This window comes from Nonomuraea thailandensis, from assembly GCF_024172165.1.
Classification (GTDB): domain Bacteria; phylum Actinomycetota; class Actinomycetes; order Streptosporangiales; family Streptosporangiaceae; genus Nonomuraea; species Nonomuraea thailandensis.
Genome location: NZ_JAMZEB010000002.1, coordinates 9,067,805 through 9,090,604, shown reverse-complemented (window position 1 = coordinate 9,090,604; position 22,800 = coordinate 9,067,805). Strand labels below are relative to the sequence as shown.

The 22,800-nt window shown below is 72.1% G+C and carries 18 protein-coding genes; 9 read left to right on the top strand and 9 right to left on the bottom strand.

Features of this window, described 5'->3' with window-relative positions; translation table 11 throughout:
* Positions 1-15: 15 nt before the first annotated feature.
* Positions 16-2,343, bottom strand: a complete 2,328-nt coding sequence (locus HD597_RS45475; protein ID WP_253752687.1) for a WD40 repeat domain-containing serine/threonine protein kinase — start codon at positions 2,341-2,343, stop codon at positions 16-18.
* 73 nt (positions 2,344-2,416) lie between these two features.
* Here HD597_RS45475 and HD597_RS45470 point away from each other — a divergent pair, with 73 nt between their 5' ends.
* Entirely contained in the window at positions 2,417-3,922 is a 1,506-nt protein-coding gene (locus tag HD597_RS45470; RefSeq protein WP_253752685.1) for a succinic semialdehyde dehydrogenase, read from the top strand.
* A 7-nt stretch (positions 3,923-3,929) separates the two neighbouring features.
* On the opposite strand, the gene HD597_RS45465 is transcribed toward HD597_RS45470, so the two are convergent.
* Positions 3,930-4,670: an N-acetyltransferase gene (locus tag HD597_RS45465; RefSeq protein WP_253752674.1), complete on the bottom strand. Its 741-nt coding sequence runs from the start codon at positions 4,668-4,670 to the stop codon at positions 3,930-3,932.
* An 89-nt stretch (positions 4,671-4,759) separates the two neighbouring features.
* On the opposite strand from HD597_RS45465, the gene HD597_RS45460 reads away from it, so the two are divergent.
* Together HD597_RS45460 and HD597_RS45455 are read left to right on the top strand one after the other, a co-directional pair.
* Positions 4,760-6,274, top strand: a complete 1,515-nt coding sequence (locus tag HD597_RS45460; protein ID WP_253752670.1) for a DUF885 family protein — start codon at positions 4,760-4,762, stop codon at positions 6,272-6,274.
* Positions 6,275-6,333: 59 nt separating this feature from the next.
* Positions 6,334-7,155, top strand: coding sequence for an SDR family NAD(P)-dependent oxidoreductase (locus HD597_RS45455; RefSeq protein ID WP_253752666.1), 822 nt, complete (start codon positions 6,334-6,336; stop codon positions 7,153-7,155).
* On the opposite strand, the gene HD597_RS45450 is transcribed toward HD597_RS45455, so the two are convergent.
* The gene (locus HD597_RS45450; RefSeq protein ID WP_253752663.1) at positions 7,146-8,051 is read right to left on the bottom strand and encodes a DUF2207 domain-containing protein; all 906 of its coding nucleotides are present in this window, start codon (positions 8,049-8,051) and stop codon (positions 7,146-7,148) included. The genes HD597_RS45455 and HD597_RS45450 overlap by 10 nt on opposite strands.
* 96 nt (positions 8,052-8,147) lie before the next feature.
* On the opposite strand from HD597_RS45450, the gene guaA reads away from it, so the two are divergent.
* Positions 8,148-9,695 (top strand): glutamine-hydrolyzing GMP synthase, encoded by a 1,548-nt coding sequence (gene guaA / locus HD597_RS45445; RefSeq protein WP_253752660.1) that lies wholly within the window; start codon positions 8,148-8,150, stop codon positions 9,693-9,695.
* 7 nt (positions 9,696-9,702) lie between these two features.
* On the opposite strand, the gene HD597_RS45440 is transcribed toward guaA, so the two are convergent.
* Positions 9,703-10,071 carry a nuclear transport factor 2 family protein gene (locus HD597_RS45440; protein WP_253752657.1) on the bottom strand — a complete coding sequence of 123 codons (369 nt, stop codon included), beginning with the start codon at positions 10,069-10,071 and terminating at the stop codon, positions 9,703-9,705.
* Between the two features lie 76 nt (positions 10,072-10,147).
* On the opposite strand from HD597_RS45440, the gene HD597_RS45435 reads away from it, so the two are divergent.
* The 5 genes from HD597_RS45435 (at position 10,148) to HD597_RS45415 (ending at position 16,115) form a co-directional block, all read left to right on the top strand.
* A complete protein-coding gene (locus tag HD597_RS45435) occupies positions 10,148-10,738 on the top strand; it encodes a TetR/AcrR family transcriptional regulator (protein ID WP_253752654.1) in 591 nt (196 codons plus the stop codon).
* Positions 10,739-10,815: 77 nt separating this feature from the next.
* Positions 10,816-12,708 carry a hypothetical protein gene (locus HD597_RS45430; RefSeq protein ID WP_253752651.1) on the top strand — a complete coding sequence of 631 codons (1,893 nt, stop codon included), beginning with the start codon at positions 10,816-10,818 and terminating at the stop codon, positions 12,706-12,708.
* Between the two features lie 178 nt (positions 12,709-12,886).
* Positions 12,887-14,065: a PP2C family protein-serine/threonine phosphatase gene (locus HD597_RS45425; RefSeq protein WP_253752648.1), complete on the top strand. Its 1,179-nt coding sequence runs from the start codon at positions 12,887-12,889 to the stop codon at positions 14,063-14,065.
* The gene (locus HD597_RS45420) at positions 14,062-15,651 is read left to right on the top strand and encodes a sensor histidine kinase (RefSeq protein WP_253752646.1); all 1,590 of its coding nucleotides are present in this window, start codon (positions 14,062-14,064) and stop codon (positions 15,649-15,651) included. Before HD597_RS45425 ends, HD597_RS45420 begins: the two co-directional genes overlap by 4 nt.
* Entirely contained in the window at positions 15,648-16,115 is a 468-nt protein-coding gene (locus tag HD597_RS45415; protein ID WP_253752643.1) for a response regulator, read from the top strand. Before HD597_RS45420 ends, HD597_RS45415 begins: the two co-directional genes overlap by 4 nt.
* Here HD597_RS45415 and HD597_RS45410 read toward each other — a convergent pair.
* The 5 genes from HD597_RS45410 to HD597_RS45390 all read right to left on the bottom strand — a co-directional run bounded on the left by HD597_RS45410 (position 16,112) and on the right by HD597_RS45390 (position 22,656).
* Positions 16,112-17,695, bottom strand: a complete 1,584-nt coding sequence (locus HD597_RS45410; protein ID WP_253752640.1) for a hypothetical protein — start codon at positions 17,693-17,695, stop codon at positions 16,112-16,114. The two genes, HD597_RS45415 and HD597_RS45410, sit on opposite strands and share 4 nt — an antisense overlap.
* A gap of 31 nt (positions 17,696-17,726) precedes the next feature.
* A complete protein-coding gene (locus HD597_RS45405) occupies positions 17,727-18,407 on the bottom strand; it encodes a polysaccharide deacetylase family protein (protein ID WP_253752637.1) in 681 nt (226 codons plus the stop codon).
* 64 nt (positions 18,408-18,471) lie between these two features.
* Positions 18,472-19,170, bottom strand: coding sequence for a class I SAM-dependent methyltransferase (locus HD597_RS45400; protein ID WP_253752634.1), 699 nt, complete (start codon positions 19,168-19,170; stop codon positions 18,472-18,474).
* Between the two features lie 3 nt (positions 19,171-19,173).
* Positions 19,174-20,322 (bottom strand): glycosyltransferase, encoded by a 1,149-nt coding sequence (locus tag HD597_RS45395; RefSeq protein ID WP_253752631.1) that lies wholly within the window; start codon positions 20,320-20,322, stop codon positions 19,174-19,176.
* Between the two features lie 108 nt (positions 20,323-20,430).
* Positions 20,431-22,656: a hypothetical protein gene (locus HD597_RS45390; protein WP_253760016.1), complete on the bottom strand. Its 2,226-nt coding sequence runs from the start codon at positions 22,654-22,656 to the stop codon at positions 20,431-20,433.
* Between the last annotated feature and the right edge of the window lie 144 nt (positions 22,657-22,800).

The following is a 22,800-nucleotide window of genomic DNA, read 5'->3' as shown; positions in this document are numbered from 1 at the left end:
CGTGAGCGGGATGGTTCAGGAGCCTCTGGACGGATTCACGGTGAAGGCCGGGCTGAAGTCGAGATCGTCGGGCACTTCGAGCATCTTGCGCAGCAGCTTGCCGGTGAAGTCGAGCACCTGGATCTCGTCGTTGGCGCCGTTGTCCTGCTCCCAGCAGTAGAGGTGGCTCTCGTCGTAGAAGCCGAGCACCTTGTCGCAGTCGGAGGAGAACTTCTGCAGGCGCTCGCCCGTCGTGGCGTCCCAGATGCAGTGGTCGCCGTCGCCGCCGTTGGGGCAGTTGGTGACGAACGCCTCGCCCGACGGCGAGAAGATGTCCTGCGTGCCGGCGGAGAGCGTGCCGATGCCCTTCAGCGAGCGGGTGGCCTTGCCCTCGGTGTCGAAGAAGCGCAGGTTGCGGTTGGTCTCGCTGCCGTAGACGTTGACCACGCCCTCGTCGTCGCCGTCGAAGCCGAAGGAGGTCTCACGGATGGAGGTGTCGCTCACGTTGACCACGTCGGCCGTCTTCGCGGTCACGTCCACGATGACGAAGCCGAGGTAGTGCCACTTGCTGCCGCTCTTCTTCTCGATGTTCAGCAGGATCCTGGAGCCGTCCTTCGACCAGGCCCTGATGCTGCTGATCAGAGGTTCCTTGACGGTCTTGATCGTCGTACGCTCGCCGGAGTCGCGCTCGGTGATCACGATGAAGTCGAAGTCGTCGGAGCTGTAGCTCCTGCCCCTGGCGGCCAGGAGCTTCCCGTCGGGGGAGACGACCGACTCCCAGTTGCCCTGGTACTTCGTGAACGTGCCGCGCAGCGAGTTCCTGGCGTAGTCGATCCAGTCGTCCTTCGGCTTGTCGTAGACCTCGTAGGAGGTCAGGACGATGGCGTCGGCGGGGTTCTCGTACAGGGAGATCTTGCCGCCGGGCAGCGTCCGCTTGGTGCCGGTCGCCGGCACGCTCGCCTGCGCGGTCTGGGACGGGCTGTCGGACGGGGTGCTGCTCGTCCTGGGATCGGCGCTCTTCGACGAACGCCTGGGGTCCGGGGTGCTGGTCCCGATCGCCACCGACGTCGTCGAGGACTTGTCGATCTGGATGAACACGATGACGCCGGCGAGCATGAGCAGCGCGACCGCCACCGTGACGCCGGCGATCAGCGGGCCCCTGCCGCTCCTGCGCGGCGGCGCCTGCGTGTACATGCCCTGCTGGTGCTGCTGCCCGTAGGGCGGGATCGTGGGCTGCTGCCACGGGGGCTGCTGGTGCGGGTGCTGGGGGAACTGGGCGCCGGTCGCGTACGGGACGTTGCCGGACATCGGCCCCGACGGGGAGCCGGCCGGTGACGCGAACGGCGAGCCCGGGGCAGGGCCGGTGGGAGAGCCGAACGGTGGGCCCGAGGGCGGGCCCGAGGACGGGCTCGCGTACGGGCCTGAGGACGGGCCTCCGTACGGGCCCGAGGGTGACCCGGAGAGCGGCCCCGAGGGCGGGCCGGTGGGAGGCGGGTGGGGCCCGGCGGGGGCGGCCTCTGCGGCGCCCTGCGCCAGCATGCCGGGGTTCGGCGCGGGCTGCTGCAGCAGGCGCATGATCACCTGCTCCGCCGTGGGCCGCTGCGCCGGGTCCTTGGCCAGGCACGCCACCACCACGTCACGCAGCGGGCCCTCGCCGAGCGCGCCCAGGTCGGGCTGCTGGTTGAGCACGCGGTTGATCACCGCGGGCATCGTGTCGCTGCCGAACGGCGCCCGCCCGGAGGCGGCGAACACCATGGCGCTGGCCCAGGAGAACATGTCGGCGGCCGGCCCCACGGTGTGACCCATGACCTGCTCGGGCGGCATGTACGACGGCGTGCCCACGACCATGCTGCTGATCGTGGAGGTGGCGTTGAGCGCGCGGGCGATGCCGAAGTCGATCACGCGCGGCCCGTCGGCGCCGATGATCACGTTCGCCGGCTTGAAGTCGCGGTGCACGATGCCGGCCTGGTGGATGGCGGCCAGCGCCGTGGCGGTGCCGATGGCCAGCCGGTGCAGGACCGAGCCAGTGCGCGGCCCCTCCTCCTGCACGACCCGCTGTAAGGAGGGGCCCTCGATGAACTCGCTGACGATGAACGGCCTGTCCTGCTCGACCCCTGTGCCCAGGACGGCGGCGGTGCAGAAGGGCGCGACCTGCTGGGCCACCTGGACCTCGCGCAGGAACCGCTCCACGCTCACCTGGTCGCCCGACAGGTCGGGACGCAGCCACTTGACGGCCACGTTGTGGCCCGAGTGGTCCTTGGCCAGGTAAACGACGCCTTGACCGCCCTCGCCGAGCCGGCCGAGGAGCTCGAAGCCCCCCAGCCGCTGTGGATCTCCGGGCCGGAGCTGAGCGAAGGATGCCATGAGGGGATTCTGGCCCTATGCCGCGGATCCGCAAAAACTACCCGCCGGTAGCACCGCGGAATATGCTTCTGAGATGCAGGTCACGTCCAGTGGTAGGACACAGTCCGTCATCGCTCCGTTCACCGGAGAAACCCTCGCTGAGCTGCCCATTTCCGACGCCGAGGACGTCCGGGCGGCGTACGGCAGGGCCAGGGCGGCCCAGGAGGCCTGGGCGGGCAGATCGCCCGCGGAAAGGGCCAGGCCCTTCCTCCTCCTGCACGACGCCATCCTCGATCGCAGGGACGAGATCCTCGACATCGTCCAGAACGAGACGGGCAAGGCCCGCAAGCACGCCTTCGAGGAGGTGCTCGACGTCGCGGGCTGCAGCCTCTACTACGCCCGCCGCGCGCCGCGCCTGCTCGCCCCGCGGGCGCGCAAGGGCATCCTGCCCGGCGCCACCCGCGTGACGGAGCTGCGCCGGCCCAAGGGCGTGGTGGCCCTGATCAGCCCGTGGAACTACCCGCTCGCGCTGGGCGTCACCGACGCGGTGCCCGCGCTGCTGGCCGGCAACACGATCGTGCACAAGCCCGACACCCAGACCGCCCTGTCCACGCTGTGGACCATCGACCTGCTGGCCGAGCTGGGCATGCCCCGCGAGATCTGGCAGGTCGTGCTCGGCGAGCCGGCCGGCATCGGCGACGCGCTGCTCGACCACGCCGACTACGTCGTCTTCACCGGCTCCACGCGCGGCGGCAGGAAGGTCGCCGAGGAGGCCGCCAAGCGGCTCATCGGCTGCTCGCTGGAGCTCGGCGGCAAGAACCCGATGATCGTGCTCGACGACGCCGACCTCGACGTGGCCGTGCAGGGCGCCATCCGGGCCTGCTTCACCAACGCGGGCCAGCTCTGCCTGTCGATCGAGCGCCTGTACGTGCACGCGTCCGTCTTCGACGCCTTCGCCGACCGCTTCGCCCGCGCGGCCCGGGCGCTCAAGCTGGGCGCCGGGCACGACTGGTCGGTGCAGATGGGCTCGCTCACCTCCCGCCGCCAGCTCGACACCGTCACCGCGCACGTGGACGACGCCGTCGCCAAGGGCGCGAAGGTGCTGACCGGCGGCAGGGCCAGGCCCGACCTCGGCCCGCTGTTCTACGAGCCGACCGTGCTCACCGGGGTCGGCGAGGACATGGAGCTGTGCCGCAACGAGACGTTCGGGCCCGTGGTGGCGCTCTACCCCTTCGCCACCGAGGACGAGGCGGTCGAGCTGGCCAACGACACCGTCTACGGCCTCAACGCCTCCATCTGGACCTCCAGCCCGCCCCGCGCCCGCCGCCTGGCCGCCAGGGTGCGCGCCGGGACGGTCAACATCAACGAGGGGTACGCCTCGGCGTACGCGTCCTACGACGTGCCCATGGGCGGCATGAAGGCGTCCGGGCTGGGCCGCCGGCACGGGATCGAGGGGCTGCTGCGCTACACCGAGGCCAAGGCGGTGGCCTCGCAGGCGGGGTGGCTGGGGTTCGAGCCGCCGGCCGGGATGTCGTACGAGAGGTGGGCGGGGGTGCTGGCGACGGCGCTGAAGGTGATGCGGCGGGCGCGGCTGAAGTAGGGGGCGGTCAGACGGGGTGCCTGACCCAGACGTTCGGCTCCACGTAGACGGCGTGGTCCTGGCGCACGTCGCAGTGCACCGGGCTGAGCGCGCCCGGCACCTCCACCGGCCCTGAGCGGTCGAAGGGCAGGCCGGTCCAGTCGCGCCACTCCGCCAGCGTGCCCGCGACCACCATCGACCGGGGCGCCACCTTGACGATCTCGCCGCCCGCCCGCACGTGCACCCGGAGCCAGGCGTCGTGGGGCAGACCGTCGGCGCGCGTCCTGAAGGCGTACTCGCTCATGGGGGTGTGCGGTTCGAGGTGCTTGAGGTTGGGGCGCACCGGGGCGACGAGCTCGCGATGGCCGAGCCGGGCGGCCTGGCCGCGCAGCGCGGCCAGCATCGTCGCGGACAGGCCGTTGCGCAGCAGGTCGCGGCGGACGGTGATCTCCAGGGCGGAGACGGCGTCCGTCGGCCGGCCGGCCGCCCTGGCCAGCCAGCCGGACTGGATCACCCCGTCCCAGCCGTTGTCGGGCAGCTCGCCCCCGTTCGACACGAACGGCGTCATGTAGCCCCGCGCCACCAGCCGCCCGGGCTCCGCGTCGTCGTCGGCCACCAGCACGTGGTCCGGGTAGGCGGTCTTGACCAGCGCGTAGTACTGGTCCGCGACCGGGTCCTCCAGCATGAACCGCTGCCACGTGTGGTCCATGTCCCAGAGCGTCGCGGCGAATTCCGGGCGTTCGGCGAGCGTGGTGATACGGATGGCCATGGCGGACATCCTGCCCGGCGATCCCTCCACTCCGCGCCTATATTTATGGGTACTTAAGATCCCAAAGGCGGTGCGCTAGCGTCGGCGGCATGACAGAACTTGACGCCAGGCTGCGAGCCATCACGGACCTGATGGTGGCCGAGGCGCGCGAGGGCGGCGGCAGGCACGAGTACGACGGTCAGATCCAGGACCTGTCGCCTGACGGCGTACGGGCCGGGCTGGCACGACTCGGCCAGGGGCCCGCGCCGGAGGACGCACACGACGCCAGGCACCTACAGGTGTTCGAGGAGAGCCTGCGTGACCAGCTCGGCGACCTGGAGCTGCACCGCAAGAACCCGCTGTTCCACCTCTCCAACCTCGACCTGGCCTGCTACGACCGCGACTACGGCCCCGAGGAGGAGCGCGCCGCGGCCAGGGCCGCCCACCTGGCGCGCTGGCCCGAGGCCGTGGACCAGGCCGTGGCCGCGCTGGACCAGGTGGCGGCGCCCGTCGCCACGTCCCTGCTCGGGGCCGCGAAGGGGCTGGCCGCCGGCATCACGGACGAGGCCGCGCTCAAGGCGCACGCCAGGCTCGTCGCCCACCTGGAGCGGGCCGCGGCCGAGGGCGACCCGGACGCCTCGCTCGGCGCCGAGGCACTGGCCAAGCTGATGGGCACCGCCGAGGGCCTGCCGGTCGACCTCGGGAAGCTGGCCGAGCGGGCCGACGCCGAGCGCGACCGGCTGATGGCGCTGCTCGCCGAGTCCTGCGCCAAGCTGGGGGAGCGGGACCGGGCGCCGCTCGACGTCGTACGCGAGCTGGTCAAGGACCACCCCGACCCCGAGGGCGTGATCGAGGCCGCGCGGATCGGCACCGAGAAGGCCATCGCGTTCACCCGCGAGAAGGACCTCGTGCCCTACCACGACGGCGAGTGCCTGGTGGGCCTGGCGCCCGAGTCGCGCCGCTGGGCGATGGCCATGATGGCGTGGAACTCGCCGGGCGAGCCCGAGGGCCCGTCGTGGTACCACATCACCCCGCCCGACACCTCCTGGCCGCGACAGGACCAGGAGGAGTGGCTGGAGGTCTTCAGCGCCACGACGCTGCCCGCGATCAACGTGCACGAGGTCGCTCCCGGGCACTTCTCGCACGCCAGGGCGCTGCGGCGGGCGCCGTCCGAGGTGCGCAGGGTGCTGCAGTCGGTGGCGTTCATCGAGGGCTGGGCCCACTACGCCGAGGAACTGTGCGTCGAGGAGGGCTTCGAGTCGGACGACCCGCGCTTCGAGATCGGCGTGTGGGTGGAGGCGCTGATCCGCGTCACCCGGCTGGCCTGCGCGATCGGCGTGCACACCGGCCAGTTGACGGTCGAGGAGGGCGCCAGGCGGTTCGAGTCCGACACGCACCTGGCGGGCCCCGCGGCGCTGTCGGAGGCGCGGCGGGCCTCGTTCGACCCGACGTACGGCCGCTACACCTGGGGCAAGCTGCTCATCATGGACCTGCGCGAGCGCGCCCGCGCCGAGTGGGGCGCCGGCTACACCGTGCAGCGCTTCCACAAGCAGCTGCTCGACCTCGGCGCGCCGCCCCTGGGCCTGATCGGCGCCGCCCTCCGAGGCGCGGGCGAGATCGGGTAGCGTCCGCCTGGCCGATCGGGGGAACGTCTGTAGCGTCGGTTCGCTAGGGAGGTTTGTCCGTGCGCGAGCTCTCCGGCAAGGTCGCGGTGGTGACAGGTGCGGCGAGCGGCATCGGGCGGGCGCTGGCCCTCCGGTTCGCGGCCGAGGGGATGACGCTGATGCTCGCCGACGTCGACCACGGCGGGCTCGCCGAGACGGCCGCGCTGGCCGGTGACGTCGAGGTGCTCACGCAGATCACCGACGTGTCCGACGCCTGGGCCGTGCGTCACCTGGCCAACCGCTGCTTCGGGGAGCTCGGGGCCGTCCACGTGCTCTGCAACAACGCCGGCGTCTTCCAGGGCGGCCACATGTGGACCCGCGACGAGGAGGACTTCTCCTGGCTGCTCGGCGTGAACCTGTGGGGCGTGCTGCACGGCGTGCACGAGTTCGTGCCGCGCATGATCGAGCAGGACACCGAGGGGCACATCGTCAACACCGTCTCCGTCGCCGGCCTGTTCGCCTCGCCGGGGTCGGGTGGCTACTCGGTGACCAAGTACGCCGCGCTGGCCGCCTCCCTGTCGCTGGCCCAGGACCTGACCGCCACCGGTTCCAAGCTGCGCGTGAGCGCGCTGTGCCCGGGGGCGGTCAGGACCCGCATCGGCGACTCCGACCGGACCCGCCCGGCCGGCCTGGCCACCACCCCGACGGCGGACGAGGTGGAGTCGCGGGAGTGGGTCAGCAGGGCGGCCGAGCGGGGCATGGAGCCGTCCGAGGTGGCCGGCCTGGTGGTGACGGGCATCCGCGAGGAGCGGTTCCTCCTGCTGACCGACCCCAGGTACGCCGAGAGGCTGCGCGAGCAGACCGAGACCCTGCTCACCGGGAGCCTGCCCGGCTACCAGTGACGGTCGTGGGCCAGCACCCGCACGACGGTGCCGCTGCGCGGCCTGACCAGCACCCGTACGGAGTCGCCCGGCAGCACGTCGTGATAGAGCCCCGGCTCGACCTCGAACGCGATGGCCTTGGCCGAGCTGCCGTCGTGCAGGGCGATGTAGTGGCGATCGGCCTCGGCCCACCGCTTGACGACGTGCCCGGTGACCTCCTGCCGCCCCGGGAGCGGCCTGGCGGGCTCGATCTCGCCGCTGTGCCAGCCGCTGCCCGTGAAGATCCACTCCTGCTCGGGGCCCGCCGGGCCCGCCTCGGCGACCTCGCGGCCGCGCACGGTCGGCACGAAACCGCGGCCGCCCATGAGCAGCCCGATCCCCGCCACGAACGACACCGCCGAGGCGATGATCCCGGGCCAGGACACTCCTGCCGCCGCGACCGTGGCGTACCAGGGGACGACGAGCGCGGCCGCGAGCACCACCGGCACGAGCAGGCTCGGCCAGCGCCGCCGCGCCAGCCCCAGCTCGATGGCGTGCCGGCGGACGAGGGGGACGAACGCGCGGTCGAGCTCGGCCGCCGCCGGCATGAGGTCGATCACCGCGGCCTCGGAGGCGCCGCCCATGCGGGCGCGCACCCGTTCCATGACCCATCGCTCGTACGCCGGCAGCGGCTCCTCCAGCGGGGCCCCCAGGGACAGGTGATCGCCCTCGACCGTCAGCCGGCCGCGCCCGGCCAGCTCGAACAGCGCCGTGTGGAACACCTCCTGGGCCCGCATGCCGCGTAAGAGGTCGGCCACGGGGGCGGGCGGGGGCGCGTCGGCGCCCTGCCCGGGGTCGTGCCGGTTGGACACCTTGAAGGCGGTGACGAGCATGGCGACCCACAGGGCCCACGCCACCACCGGCCAGACAAGATCCATTGTTCTGTGTTAGCACGTCGGCCGGAGCCAGGCCAGGTGTAAGAGCCAAGGCGGATACACTGAGGTCACCGCATTCGCCTTTGGGGGGTTCTCACGGTGTCTGAATTCGACACAGTGCTGGTGGTCGACTTCGGCGCACAGTACGCGCAGCTCATCGCCAGGCGGGTGCGCGAGTGCCACGTCTACTCCGAGATCGTGCCCTCGACCATGCCGGTCGAGGAGATGATGGCGAAGAACCCGAAGGCGATCATCCTGTCCGGCGGCCCCTCCTCGGTCTACGCCGAGGGTGCCCCGCCGGTGCCGCACGGGTTGTTCACCACGGGCGTGCCCACGTTCGGCATCTGCTACGGCTTCCAGGCCATGGCCCAGGCGCTGGGCGGCGAGGTGGCCCGCACGGGCGTCGCCGAGTACGGCGGCACCGCGCTGGAGGTGCTCGACGAGGGCGTCATCTTCGCCGGCCTGCCCGCCAGCCAGACCGTGTGGATGTCCCACGGCGACAGCGTGGCGGCCGCGCCCCAGGGCTTCGCGGTGACCGCCTCGACCAGCGAGACGCCGGTCGCCGCGTTCGAGAACGTCGAGCGCGGGCTCTACGGCGTGCAGTTCCACCCCGAGGTGCTGCACTCCGAGCACGGCCAGGCCGTGCTCAGGCACTTCCTGGAGGCGGCCGGCTGCCGCCCGTCGTGGACCATGCTCAACATCGTCGAGGACTCCGTCGAGGCCGTGCGCCGCCAGGTGGGCGACGGCCGGGCCATCTGCGCGCTGTCGGGCGGCGTCGACTCCGCGGTGGCCGCCGCGATCGTGCAGCGTGCCATCGGTGAGCGCCTGACCTGCGTGTTCGTCGATCACGGCCTGCTGCGCAAGGGCGAGGCCGAGCAGGTCGAGCGCGACTTCGTGGCCGTCACGGGCGTCAAGCTGCGCGTGGTCGACGCCTCCGAGCGGTTCCTGAAGGCCCTGGAGGGCGTCACGGACCCGGAGGAGAAGCGCAAGATCATCGGTCGCGAGTTCATCCGCGTCTTCGAGGACGAGCAGCGCGCCATCATGGCCGACGGCCCGGTGGAGTTCCTGGTCCAGGGCACGCTCTACCCCGACGTGGTCGAGTCGGGCGGCGGCACCGGCACCGCCAACATCAAGTCGCATCACAATGTCGGCGGCCTGCCGGAAGACCTCCAGTTCAAGCTGGTGGAGCCGCTGCGGGCGCTGTTCAAGGACGAGGTGCGCCGGGCCGGCGAGGAGCTCGGCCTGCCGGCCGCCATGGTCTGGCGCCAGCCGTTCCCCGGCCCCGGCCTCGGCATCCGCATCGTCGGCGAGGTGACGCGCGACCGGCTGGCCATCCTGCGCGAGGCCGACGCCATCGCCCGTGAAGAGCTGTCCAGGGCCGGCCTCGACCGGCAGATCTGGCAGTGCCCGGTGGTGCTGCTGGCCGACGTCCGGTCGGTGGGCGTGCAGGGCGACGGGCGCACCTACGGGCATCCGGTGGTGCTGCGGCCGGTGACGTCCGAGGACGCGATGACGGCCGACTGGTCGCGGGTGCCCTACGACGTGCTGTCGCGCATCTCTACGCGGATCACCAACGAGGTGCGCGAGATCAACCGGGTGGTGCTCGACGTCACCAGCAAGCCGCCGGGCACCATCGAGTGGGAGTGACCCGCTCTCACCGGGTGCGGGTGAGCAGGTGGGCCTCGCGCATCCGGCCGTCGGGGGCGAAGCTGCCGAAGAAGTGCACGTCGATGGCCAGCTCCTTGCCGCGCTGGCGTACGTGCAGGGTGTAGCGGGCGGCGAGGCGGTCTCCGTCCCTGACCGCCTCGTGCACCTCCATGCGGCCCTCGGGGCGGTTCTTGCGTACCGGGCGGGTGTGGGCGATGAGCTTGTCCCGGTCGATCCGGTTCCCGTCGGCGTACTGCACGACGTCGGGCGTGTGGTAGCGGTCGATGATCACGGCGGGATCCTCGTCGGTGTTCACCAGGTCGTCGGTCAGTGACGTGATGAAGTCGGCGATGAACGTCTTCGGGTCTGTCTTCACGATGCTCCCAGCGCTGCCATAACTCTTACGCGCTGTAAGATATACACAGCCCAGTAACTTGGACAAGGTGTAAGAGATGAGCTCGTCCCCGACCCGGAACCGCCGCGCCGACGCCCGCCGCAGCAGGGCCGCCATCCTGGCGGCGGCCGTCGAGCTGCTCGACTCCGACCCCGACGCCAGCGTCGACGCCATCGCCACCGCCGCGGGGGTGAGCCGGCAGACCGTCTACGCCCACTTCCCCTCCCGTGACCGGTTGCTGGCGGCCGTCCTCGACCACCTCACCGAGGAGACGGTCGCCGCGATGGAGGCCACCGGCCCCGGCGGCGGCCCGGCTGCCGAGGCGCTGCTGCGGCTGCTCGACGCCGCGGACCGCACGGCCGGGCGGCACCCCGCCCTCCTGGCGAGGCTCGGCGCGCTGCCCGTGACCGCGCGGGACGACCAGGTCCGCCACGCGCCGGTCGCCGAGCTGCTGGAGCGCGTGATCCGGCGCGGCCAGGCGGACGGCGAGTTCGACGCCGGCCTGCCCGCGCAGTGGCTCGTCGAGGTCACGATCAGGCTCGCGCACGCGGCGAGCGAGGAGACCGCCGCAGGCCGGCTGTCCAAGGAGGAGTCGAGGCGGGCCTTCCACACCACTCTGCTGCGCGCTCTCGGCATCACCGCGTCATGATCTGTATCAAAACCGGGTCTGCCGCCTCCTGAGTCACCGGGGGGCCGGTCGCTTCGACCCGGAGGAGATCGCACAACGTGGGCGCGACACGAGAAATACACCGAATCCCGCGCGGCAACATCACCTTCGCCATCCTGGCGGGCGAGCGCGCGCTGTCCGTGGACGGCGACCTGCGGGCGGCCCGCTACTGGTTCGACGCCGCCTACCAGGACGCCGAGCTGAGCGGCGATCCCGAGCTGCTGGCCCGCGCCGCCCTCGGGCTGAGCGGCGTGTGGGTGCACGAGCACCGGACCTGCGCCGACTGGGAGAGGGTACGCACCCGCCAGCGCCACGCCCTGCGGCTGCTGGACCCCCGTACGACGCTGGCCCTGCGCCTGCGGGCCAGGCAGGCCGCCGAGGAGGACTACCGGGCCGGCACGCACGACACGATCCTCCGGCTGCTGTCCGTGGCCCGCGGCGCCGGCGACCCGGTGGCGCTGGCGGAGACGCTGAGCCTGGCGCACAACTGCCTGCTCGGGCCCGAGCACGGCGAACGCCGCCTCAGGCTGGCCCAGGAGCTCATCGGGCAGGCCGCGCGTACGGGGCGCCGGGGCGACGCGTTGATGGGGCTGCTGCTGCGTACCGTCGATCTGTTCCTGGAGGCCTCGCCCAAGGCCGAGCGCAGCCTCGAAGAGCTGCAGGGCATGCTGGCCGCCAAGGAGCACCGGGCGATCGGGTTCGTGGTCAGCGCGATCAAGGTGATGCTGACCATCCGCGCCGGCCGCTTCGAGGAGGCGGAGACGCTGGCGGCGGTCTGCGCCGAGCTCGGCGACGCGACCGGCGACGTCGACGCCACCGGCTGGTACGGCTGGCAGCTCGTCGCCATCCGCTGGCTCCAGGGACGCGGCGCCGAGCTGGTGCCGGCACTGTCGGAGATGGTGCACTCGCCCACCCTCAGCGCCCTGGACAACTCCTACCTGGCCGGCCTGGCCGCGGCCGCCGCCGACGCGGGCGACCGCCGGACGGCCGAAGGGCTGCTGGCCCGGCTGCGCGGCCCCGACCTGCCGCGCTCCAGCACGTGGATGACGTCGATGTACTTCATGGTGGAGGCCGCGCACCTGCTGCGCGACACCGACACCGCCGCCTGCGCGTACGCCGCGCTCGCCCCGTTCGCCGACCTGCCGGTCATCGCCGGGCACGGCGTGACCTGCCTCGGCTCCGCACACCACCCCCTGGGCGTGGCCGCGCTCACCCTCGGCCAGGTGGACCGGGCGGCCGAACACCTGCGGGCCGCCGTGCGGCAGAACCTGGCGCTGGGCCACTGGCCCGCCACCGTGCTGTCCCGGCACCGGCTCGCCCAGGCGCTCGCGCTCACGGGCGACCCCGGCGACGAGGGGCCCGGCGCGGCGCGGGAGGCGGCGGAGCTCGGCATGGTGCTGCCGAAGGCGGCCATCCGGCCGGACGAGGCCGCCGGCGTCTGCCGCTGCCGGCGGCGCGGCCTGCACTGGCTGCTGGAGCTGGACGGGCGCAGCGCGCTGGTCGGTCACAGCGTGGGCATGGGCTACCTGGCGACGCTGATGGCCAACCCCGGCCAGGAGATCCCGGCCATCGACCTGGCCGCCGGCGCGGAGGCCGTCAGGAGCGCGTCGAACTCGGCGCAGCCGGTGCTCGACGAGGTCGCCAGGCGCACCTACAAGGAGCGGCTGGCGCGGCTGGAGGACGAGATCGGCGAGCTGGAGTCGAGGAACGACCTCGAACGGGCCGCCACGCTGCGCGAGGAGCGGGAGTGGCTGCTGGCCGAGCTGGCAGCGGCCACCGGCATCGGCGGGCGGGCGCGGCCGTTCACGGGCAGCGAGGAGCGGGCCAGGGTCGCCGTCGGCAAGGCCATCTGGCGGGCCGTGGACCGGGTGGCGGCGGTCGATCCGTCGATCGGCGAGGAACTGCGGGCCACCGTGCGTACGGGGACGCGCTGCTGTTACCGGCCGCGTTGAACGGGCAGGAACGGCCGGAGCGGCCCGGCCCTGTGAGAGGCCCCGAGCCGCCATTCCGGCATGCGCGTGCATACCCTCGATAATTGAGGGAAGAGAGGCATCTCCTGGGCCAACGCGGACCGCGGTTGGCAAGGGGGAAGCCCGTGACCCGCGGTTCGGAAGGAGTGGCGAAGCCTGCATGTCCCATGCGAGCGAGTACGGCAGGCAGCCGCTGGTGTTGCTCGTCGAGGACGATCCGCAGGACGCGTTGATCGTCGAGGAGCTGCTGGAGGACAGCGGCCTCGCCGTACGCCTGGAGTGGGCGCGGTCCGTGGACGAGGCCAGGCGGGCCCTGGTCCGCCTGCGGCCCCAGTGCGTGCTGCTGGACCTCGGCCTGCCCGACGCGTACGAGTTCTCGGCGCTGTCCGCCGTGATCGAGGAGGCGGGTGACGCGGCCGTCGTGGTGCTCACCGGCCTGGCCGAGGAGCAGGCAGGCCTGGCGGCGGTGTCGGCGGGCGCCCAGGACTACCTGGTCAAGGGCCGGGTCGAGGCCGAGTGGCTGGGCCGGACACTGCGTTACGCGATGCAACGCAAGCAGGCCGAGCAGGCCGCCGTGGCGCTGCACGCCGAGCGCATGCGCGCCAAGGAGAACGAGCGCCTGGAACGCGGCCTGCTGCCCACGCCACTGCTGCAGAGCATGCCGATCGAGGTGGCCTCGCGTTACCGCCCCAGCAGGGGCTCGGCCACGCTCGGCGGCGACTTCTTCGACGTCGTCGAGTCCGACGACAAGGCCGTGCACGCGGTCATCGGCGACGTGTGCGGGCACGGCCCCGACGAGGCCGCGCTCGGCGTCTGCCTGCGCATCGCCTGGCGGGCGCTGGTGCTCAGCGGCGTGACGGGGGCGGCCCTGCTGCGCAGGCTCGAACGCATCCTGGAGGCCGAGCGGGCCGGCACCGACATCTTCGTCACCATGACCACGCTCGTCCTGGAGCCCGACCAGCGCACGGTGCGGATCTGGCGGGCCGGCCACCCCGGCATGCTGCTGCACGACGGCGACACGGTGAGCCTGGCCGAGCCGGTGCACAGCCTCGCGCTCGGCCTGCCGGTGGAGGCCGACTGGCACCAGGACGTGCTGGAGCTGCCCAAGGGCGGCGGCCTGACGCTCTACACCGACGGCCTGTTCGAGCGCCGCCTGCCCGGCGCGCCGCCGCGCTGGCTGGGCGAGGAGGCGCTGCTGGACCTGGCCCAGCGGCACGCGCACCTCGACGGCGAGGGCTTCCTCGACGCGCTGATCGCCGACGTCGAGGAGGTCACCGCGCCCGACGCGCCCGCCGACGACCTCGCCGTGGTGCACCTGCGGTGGAGAGAGCGAGCATGACCGACGCGTCCCGCCTGCGCCGCCTCACCGTGCACGGCTGGTTCATGGTGATGATCGCGGCCTTCACCCTCCTGATCGCGGTCTGCGGGGTGATGGGCGCCGTGATGATCGATCGTACGAGCAGCCTGTCCGACGAGCTGACCACACGCATCTCACCGGCCGCGATCGAGGCGTCCCAGATGCAGAAGGCCCTGATCGACCAGGAGACCGGGGTCAGGGGGTTCCTGCTGACCGGCAGGCAGGAGTTCCTGCAGCCGTACGCCGAGGGCGTGGCCGCCGAGCAGCGCAGCCGCGCGCAGGTGGCCGCGCACCTCGCCGACCGGCCCGCCCTGCTCGCCGAGCTGAACGCCATCAGCGACAAGGCCGCCGCCTGGCGCAGGGACTACGCCGAGCCCATGACCGCCCAGCGGCGCGACGACGGCCGCGTCCCCGGCGTGACGGTCGAGGCGGGCAAGCAGTCGTTCGACGAGATCAGGACGATGCTCGAACGGCAGAACGGCCGTCTCGCGCAGCTCCGCGAGAGCGCGTGGGCGGACCTGTCCGGGGCCGAGCAGCTGCGCAACTGGTCCTTCCTGGCCATGCTCGTGCTGTTCCCGCTGGCCATGACGGGCATGACGGTCCTGCTGCGCCGCGCGGTCGTCCGGCCGCTCGACGACCTGCGCATGGCCTCCCGCGAGATCGCGGCCGGCGACTTCGAGCACGCCATCCCCGCCAGGGGCCCGGCCGACATCCGCGAGGTGGCCGAGGACGTGGACCTGATGCGCGTACGGATCGTGCAGGCGCTCGGCGACTCCCACCGGCAGCAGGTGCTGCTGCGCGACCAGGCGGCCGACCTCGACGCGCAGGCCGTGGAGCTGCGGCGGTCGAACGCCGAGCTGGAGCAGTTCGCGTACGTGGCCTCCCACGACCTCCAGGAGCCGCTGCGCAAGGTCGCCACCTTCTGCCAGCTCCTGGAGAAGCGGTACGGGGAGGTGCTCGACGACCGCGGCAAGCAGTACATCCGCTTCGCCGTCGACGGGGCCACCCGGATGCAGGTCCTCATCAACGACCTGCTCAGGTTCTCCCGGGTGGGCAGGGTGTACGACGACCGCGAGCCGGTCGAGCTGGAGGAGACCCTGGACAAGGTGATAGACGACCTGTCGGCTCCGATCGAGGAGTCCGGCGCCCGCATCGAGCGCCCCGACAAGCTGCCCACCGTCGTCGGCGACCCCACGCTGCTGCGCCTGCTCTGGCAGAACCTCATCAGCAACGCCATCAAGTTCCACGACCCGGACCGCGAGCCGCTCATCCGCATCGGGTGCGAGCCCGGGGTGGACGGCTGGGAATTCTCCGTGGCGGACAACGGGATAGGGGTGGAGCCCGAGTTCGCCGATAAGATCTTCGTCATCTTCCAGCGCCTGCACAGCCGCGAGCAGTACAGCGGCACCGGCATCGGCCTGGCGATGTGCAAGAAGATCGTCGAGAACCACGGCGGCAGGATCTGGCTGGACACCGGCTACACCGGCGGCGCCCGGCTGTGCTTCACCCTGCCCGCCGCCACTCCGCAAGCCGACCCCGGCCCTGATCGCGAAGGACACAGCTCATGACGACCGGGCAACCCATAGAGGTCCTCCTCGTCGAGGACGATCCCGGCGACGAGCTCATCACGCGCGAGGCGTTCGAGGACAACAAGATCCGCAACAACCTCCACGTCGTCAGGGACGGCCTGGAGGCGATCGACTTCGTCTACCGGCGCGGCGAGCACGCCGCCGCGCCGCGCCCCGACCTGATCCTGCTCGATCTCAACCTGCCCAAGTACGACGGACGTCAGGTGCTGGAACGCATCAAGGGCGATCCCGAGCTGCGCTCCATCCCCGTCGTGGTGCTCACCACCTCCTCGGCCGAGGAGGACATCCTGCGCAGCTACGAGCTGTTCGCCAACGCGTACGTGAGCAAGCCCGTCGACCTCGACCGCTTCATGGCCGTGATCCGGCAGATCGACGAGTTCTTCGTCACGGTGGTGCGGCTGCCGGGGCGGGCGCGGGCGTACGGCGGCGACGAGGGCATCTAGGCCCGCTCGCCGGAGCCCGGCCGCACGTCGATCGGCTCGGTCGGCGCGTCGTCGTCCGAGCTCGCCCCAGAGCCCACCTCGGAGCCGATGGGCTCCTCCTTCGACGCCACAAGCGCTTCGGGCTCCTCCGCGGCCTGCTCGGCGGCCGGCCGGCGGTGCAGCAGCCGCAGGAGCCCCTGCCCCGCCTCCGCGGACAGCCGCACCAGGCTCCCCAGGAACAGCGGCACCAGCAGCGCCCCCACGAAGATCGGCGAGGCCATGTAGCGGAAGTCCTGCGCCGAGATGTTGGCCAGCACCGCGAGCTGCTGCCCGGCCACCACCGCCGCCACCCCCAGCACGTACCGGTTGCGCAGCGCCCACGCCCCCAGCCCCACCGCCAGGTACGACAGGTACGCCCACGACGCCCCCCGCCACAGCACCCAGTCCCACTCGGGCATCAACGCCCCGGTCAGCCACGGGTCGGCCACCTGGTTGAGCTCCAGGGACAGCGGCCGCAGCGAGTACACCCACCGCCCCGGGAAGTCGGCCACCTTGTACGGCCCCACGTACGTGTCGGCGTTCGGCCGCCGTGACAGCCGGTACGTCATCCCCCCGGTCACCCGCTCGTCCTGCACCGGCCGCCACGCGATCGCCCCCCGGCACAGCCGCGCGTCCACGACCAGCCCCGGCTCGGTGACCAGCAGCCGCCGCCACAGCTCCAGCAGCTCACCGGCGTGCAGGTCGGCCTGCGGCCAGCTGAAGTCCTCGCGCCAGATCAACGGGTTGATCGTGTAGCAGGTGCCGCCTTCCCACCACCGCTCGATCGGCGCCACCGCCGCGATGAGGCTGACGTCCCGCGGGGTGAACAGGTCCGGCCGCTGCCGGTAGGCGACCGCGATGTCCCCGTACGCGGTGTGGTAGACGTACGTCTTCGACGGCGCCACGATGCCGAACTGCGGGAACACCACGTTCGAGAGCACGAGCGGCAGCGCGGCGGCCAGCGTGCCGGTGAGCAGCAGCCGCAGCCGCACGGCCGGGACGAGCACCACCAGCGCCAGCACGGCCACGCCCGCGATGAGGAAGCCGTTGGCGCGGAAGAGCCCGAGCGCCACGAACAGCAGCGCGAGCCCGATCAGCGCGGGCACGCCGACGGCGCGCCGGGCCGCGATCCGCGCGCACAGGCCCGCGATGGCCACGGCGCAGATCGTGAACGGCACGTCCTTCCACAGCGTCACCGTGAACGCGCCCACGGGCGGCGCCAGCGGCATCAGCACGACCACCACGGTCGTCAGCAGCCGCGGCGCGCCCATCGCCTTCAACGACTGCGCCAGGTAGGTCAGCGCCCCGGCCATGGCCGTGGTCTGCGCGAACGTGACGGCGCCCAGGTCACCCGTCCGGGTGAAGCTCAGCCACAACAACGCGTCGTAGACCACCGAGTGATCGCTCACCCAGGGCCCGACCATCGTGTGGCTGAGGTAGAGCACCGAGTCGCGGCTGAACAGGCCCGGATAGAAGGCCGCCCACCAGCAGCCGAGCACGGCCTGGACGATCAGGAAGGTCGTCAGCGCGACCCAGGGCCCGCGCCTGATGTCTGCCCCCATGGCTTCATTCCCGAACTGAGGGGGGAACCGGTCAGAAGTAGCTCTCCCCTGGCGTCGGCCCCTTGCCGCGCAGCAGCGTGGGCACCGTGACGAGGTGGTAGCCGCGCTTCTTGAGCTCCTTGAGGATCTCCGGCATGACCTGGACGGTCTGCGGGACCACGTCGTGCATGAGGATCACGCCGTCGCGCTTGGCCGCCTTCAGCACGGTCGCCTTGATCTTCTTGGTGTCGCGCAGGCTCCAGTCGAGCGTGGTGTCCGTCCACAGGATCTGCGCCAGCTCGGTCTGGCCCGCCAGCCCCAGCACCCGCTCGTCCGTCTGCCCGTACGGCGGGCGGAACATCGTCGGACGCCGGCCCGTGACCTCCTCGATCACGTCCTGCGTGACCTTGAGCTCGTCGAGGATGTCGTTGTCGGAGTGCGCGGGCAGCGAGGCGTGCGAGTAGGTGTGGTTGCCGATCGCGTGGCCGCGCGCGACGATCTGCCTGGCCACCTCCGGCCGCTCCTCCACCCGCTTGCCCACGAGGAAGAACGTGGCCTTGGCCCTCGCCTTGGACAACGCCTTGAGCAGGGCGGGGGTGGTTCTGCCCGGCCCGTCGTCGAAGGTCAGGGCCAGGCACTTGACCCGGGCGCAGTCGACGGCGGCGCTCTGCGCGGCCTGGGCGGGCAGGGCGGTCAGGGCCAGGGAAGCCGCGAGTAGGGCATGAATCACCACACAGCAAAGCCTAGAGCCAACCTCGCCCGCCCAAGCGTGCCCTCATGTCTCGGTCTGGGCACCTTCACCTGAGGAGCCGGGCCCGCAGGAAGAGGGTCACCCCCCTGAGCGACTTGACCGGCAGGTAACGCTCGGCGCAGACGATCGCCGACAGCCCCGCGTTCAGCAGGAAGGGAGTCCTGTGCAGGTCGCTGCCGCTGGAGCGCCGCCGGTGGCGGGCCACGAGGGGGCGCAGGAGGACGTTCCAGCTCCAGAGGCGGTCGATGGTCAGCCCGGCCTTCTCGACGACGACCGTGAGCGAGTCGCGGCCGTAGCGGCGTACGTGGCCGACGGCGTCGTCGTGCGACGACCACAGCGACATGTCGCACGGCACCGCGATCAACGCGTGCCCGCCGGGCGCCAGCACCCGCGCGATCTCCTCGGTGACCAGATGGTCCTCGCGGATGTGCTCCAGGACGTCGAACGCGGTCACCAGGCTCACGCTCGACGTCTCGAACGGCAGCGCCCGCGCGTCCGCCCGGACCGCCTTGAGCCCTCGCTTCCTGGCCGCCTCCACCGCGGTCTCGCAGTGGTCGGTCGCGGTCGCGTCCCAGCCCGCGTCGACCAGCACCTGGGTGTTCCCGCCGCCCGCGGCGCCGACGTCCAGAGCCCGGCCGGGACGGCCCAGCCCGCGCAGCTCCCTGCGCAGGATCGCGCGGCGCTCGCGGTACCACCAGTGGGTTTCCTCGAGCGCGATCAGGCGGCGGAGCTCAGTGGTTTCCATCGATCAGTTCCTTGTCCGGGAGAAGACCCAGCGGAGCAGGGCGAGCAGGCAGTACGTGGCCGCGACGGCGCCCGACTCGGGCGCGGCCCCCTCGGCGGGCACGCAGAGCACGGCCGCGGTGGTGAGGGCGTAGAGGAGCGCGCATCGGGTCGCGGCACGGAAGGCCGACCGGCGGCGGGCCGTGACCGTGACGATTCCCGCCAGGAGGAGCGCGCCGAGGTTCGCCGTCGCCGGTGACCACATTTCCCGTAACGGGAGGTATGCCAGCGCATGCAGAATTCCGGGGATAATCGCAATAAAAGCAGAAATGTCGAGAATTGGCCGGGTGAGAATCGCGTCCGGGTGCGCCGGCGCCGGCGCCGCCCTGCGCACCTGTACCCGCGCCCGGCCCGTCGTCATCGACCAGGCCACCCTGGCCAGCCCCTTCAGGTCGTCCACGGCCGTCCTGACCACCTTGACGCGGGAGTCGGCGTCCTCGATCCAGTCGACCGGCACCTCGTGCACGCGCAGCCCGTTGTGCTCGGCCAGCAGCAGCAGCTCGGTGTCGAAGAACCAGGAGTCGTCCCTCACCTTGCGCATGAGCGGCCTGACCACGTCCGTCCTGGCGGCCTTGAACCCGCACTGCGCGTCGCTGAACCGCACCCCGAACCCGTGCCTGAGCAGGGCGTTGTAGCCCCGCGAGACCACCTCGCGGCGCAGCGAGCGGCGCGTGCGCGCCCCGGGCGCCAGGCGGGTGCCGACGGCGAGCTCGGAATGACCGCCCGCCACCGCCGCCACCAGTGGGAACAGGGCGTCCAGGTCAGTGGACAGATCGACGTCCATGTACGCCACGACGTCGGCCGGGCTCTCCTGCCAGGCCGCCCGCAGCGCCGCGCCCCGGCCGCGGATGTCCAGCCGCCGGGCGTGCACCTGCTCCAGCTCGCCGGCCAGCGTGGTGGCGACCCGCCAGGTGCCGTCGGTGCTGCCGTTGTCGACGATCGTGATCCGCCACGGCAGCGGGAAGCCGGCGTCGAGGAAGCGGGCCAGCGTGCGGACGCAGCCGGGCAGCGCGCGCTCCTCGTTGAGCACGGGGATGACGATGTCCACGCTCGCCGGCCTGGCCGCGGGATCGAGGACGCGGGGACTCGGCTCCATGGCGGCACGCGTGTCCATAGGCTCCCCTGATCTGCTCGTGGCCGTGGGTCCACGGAAATGGTGCTGGGGGAGTCCAGCGGGGCGCGTGCGGCTTTTTCCTCACCATTCCGAGAAGCGGCGAGATCTTTACCTTCCGGGGAGCCGGTAGACCGAAGTGGTCGCATTCTTGAACCGCAATCGAGCATATTTCCCCAGCATCGGATTTATGCCGGTAAAAAGCCATTTGACGCCATATTTCTGGGCGAGTGTCCGGACGTTCTCCGCCGTCGGCGCCACGAACACCGCATCGTTGGCCGCCAGCCGCGCCCGGTCCCCGAACGGCTCCGCCAGGTACGACCGCACGAACGGCCGGGCCCGCGACAGCGTGCTCTCCGCGTACGCCCAGCCCTCCACCAGCACCCGCCGCTCACTGAACCCCGACACCCAGAAGTGCCTGCTGTCGCACACCTGCCACCAGTCGTAGCGGCAGTGCAGGTCCGTGGCCACCACGTCGCCGGGCGCCGAATGCGCCCGCAGCCATCGCCCCGCCTCCATCGCCCCCTTCGGGATCAACCGCTCCCGCCGCTCCCCCCGGAGATCGACGTGCCCGGCCACGTCCCGTACGGAGCCCGGCAGCGCGTACCCGGCCAGCAGCGCCACCACCGCCAGCACGGACCCGCGCCGCCACAAGAGCAGCGCCCCCACTCCGAGCACCAGATACGGCGCCACGACCCGCACCAGCGCTCCACCCCCGACCTCCACCTCCGCCACCACCAACGCACCCCCCGCCCCCACAGCGGCCAGCCCCCCAGCCCGCCCCCACGACGCCCATGCTGCCCCTGACCCCCGCCCCGCCCCTGACCCCCATCCCACCACCAGCCCCCGCCCAGCCGCCGGCCCTCGCCCCGCCGCTGGCCCCCATCCCGCCGCCGACGCCCGTTGCGCCACCATCACCCCGCACACCGCGGCGACCGACAGGTAGGGCCGCGCCGCCTCCAGGAAGTAGAGCTGCGACTCGGCCGGATGCCCGAACACCACGGTCGCCCCGATCCCCGCCGCCCCGATCCCGAGCAACAGCAGCACCGCAGGCTCCAGCACCCGCCGGCCCAGCCCCGCCACCCCGCCCCACACACACGCCAGGCAGAACAGATGCACCGCCGTCAGCACCACCAGCGGCACCGGCGACACCGAGGCCAGCTCCGGCATCCCCACGCCCGCCACCGTCCCCCACACCGTGCGCATGGTCGCGAACGGCGAGACGACCATCCCCTGAGCCCCCTGCCCGAACAGCACGAACTGCGCGAACAGCAGACACCCGAGCGTCACCCCCGCCACCCCCAGCCACACCCCCGGCACCCGCCGCTGCACCACCCCGCGCACGACGACCACCACCACAGCCCCGGCCAGCAGCAACGGCAGATACGTGGCCTTCGCCCCGGCAAGCGCCACCAGCAACACCCCCAGCACCACCCACCGCGCCCACCCCCCACCACCCGGCGCTTCCCACCGGTCCGGCTCCCTACCGTCTGGCCCTCCCCACCGGTCCGGTTCCCCACCGCCAGGTGCTTCGCACCGGTCCGGCTCCCCACCACCCGGTACCGCCCACTGCCCTCCACCCCCACCGCTCAGCACCGCCGACCGCGTCCCACCCCCGCGGCCCAGTACCGCCCCCCGAGTGACACCCTCACCCACCAGCAGCAGCACCACGGGCACGAACAACAGCGCCCCGAACGTCTGCGTCGGACTCGTCGTAACCGTGAACATGGAACGCGAGCTGAACACCACCCCCTCCACCAACGCCGGACTGAACAGGAAGTACGTCATCCCGGCCGCCGCCACCCCCGCCCCCCGGCTCCCGCCCACCCGCCGCCCGAGCGCCGCCACCAGCACCACCATGGCCGCCGCCATCGGCAGCGTGGACAGCCGATACACCAGAGTCACCGGCTCGATCCCGGTCACCCAGCTCGTAGCGGCCAGCTCCGCGTAGACGAACCAGTGATAGGCCAGCGGCTCACCCAGCACCGACGGCATGGTCGGCGGGAGATGATGCTTGATCTCACCGACCATGGCCAGGTGAAAGGGCATGTCCACGTACGCGGCCTCGACCGGCACCCGATACTGGAACAACGTGCTCCACGCGATCAGGTACACCACGATCCCGGCCAGTGCCCACGCACACCAGCGAGGCGCCCGCTCCCCACCCGCACACCCCCGCCAGTGCCGCCGCAGCCCGGGCACGCACGCGAACACACCCAAGACCACCACAGGCGGCACCACCACCAGCAACGGCGCCCCCACGGCCCGCGCCGGGATGTACGCCAGCACCTCGACCGCATACCCCAGCGCCAGCCCGGCCGCCCACTCCTCACCCACCGACCGCTCCGACCCGGCTGACGGCCCGGACCCGGTGGACCGCCCCGACCCGGCCGGCCTGGCCGACCACCCCGGCCTGGCCGACGACGCCGGCTTGGCCGACGACGTCCGTCCGGCTGACGCCCGTCCGGCCGGACCACCTCC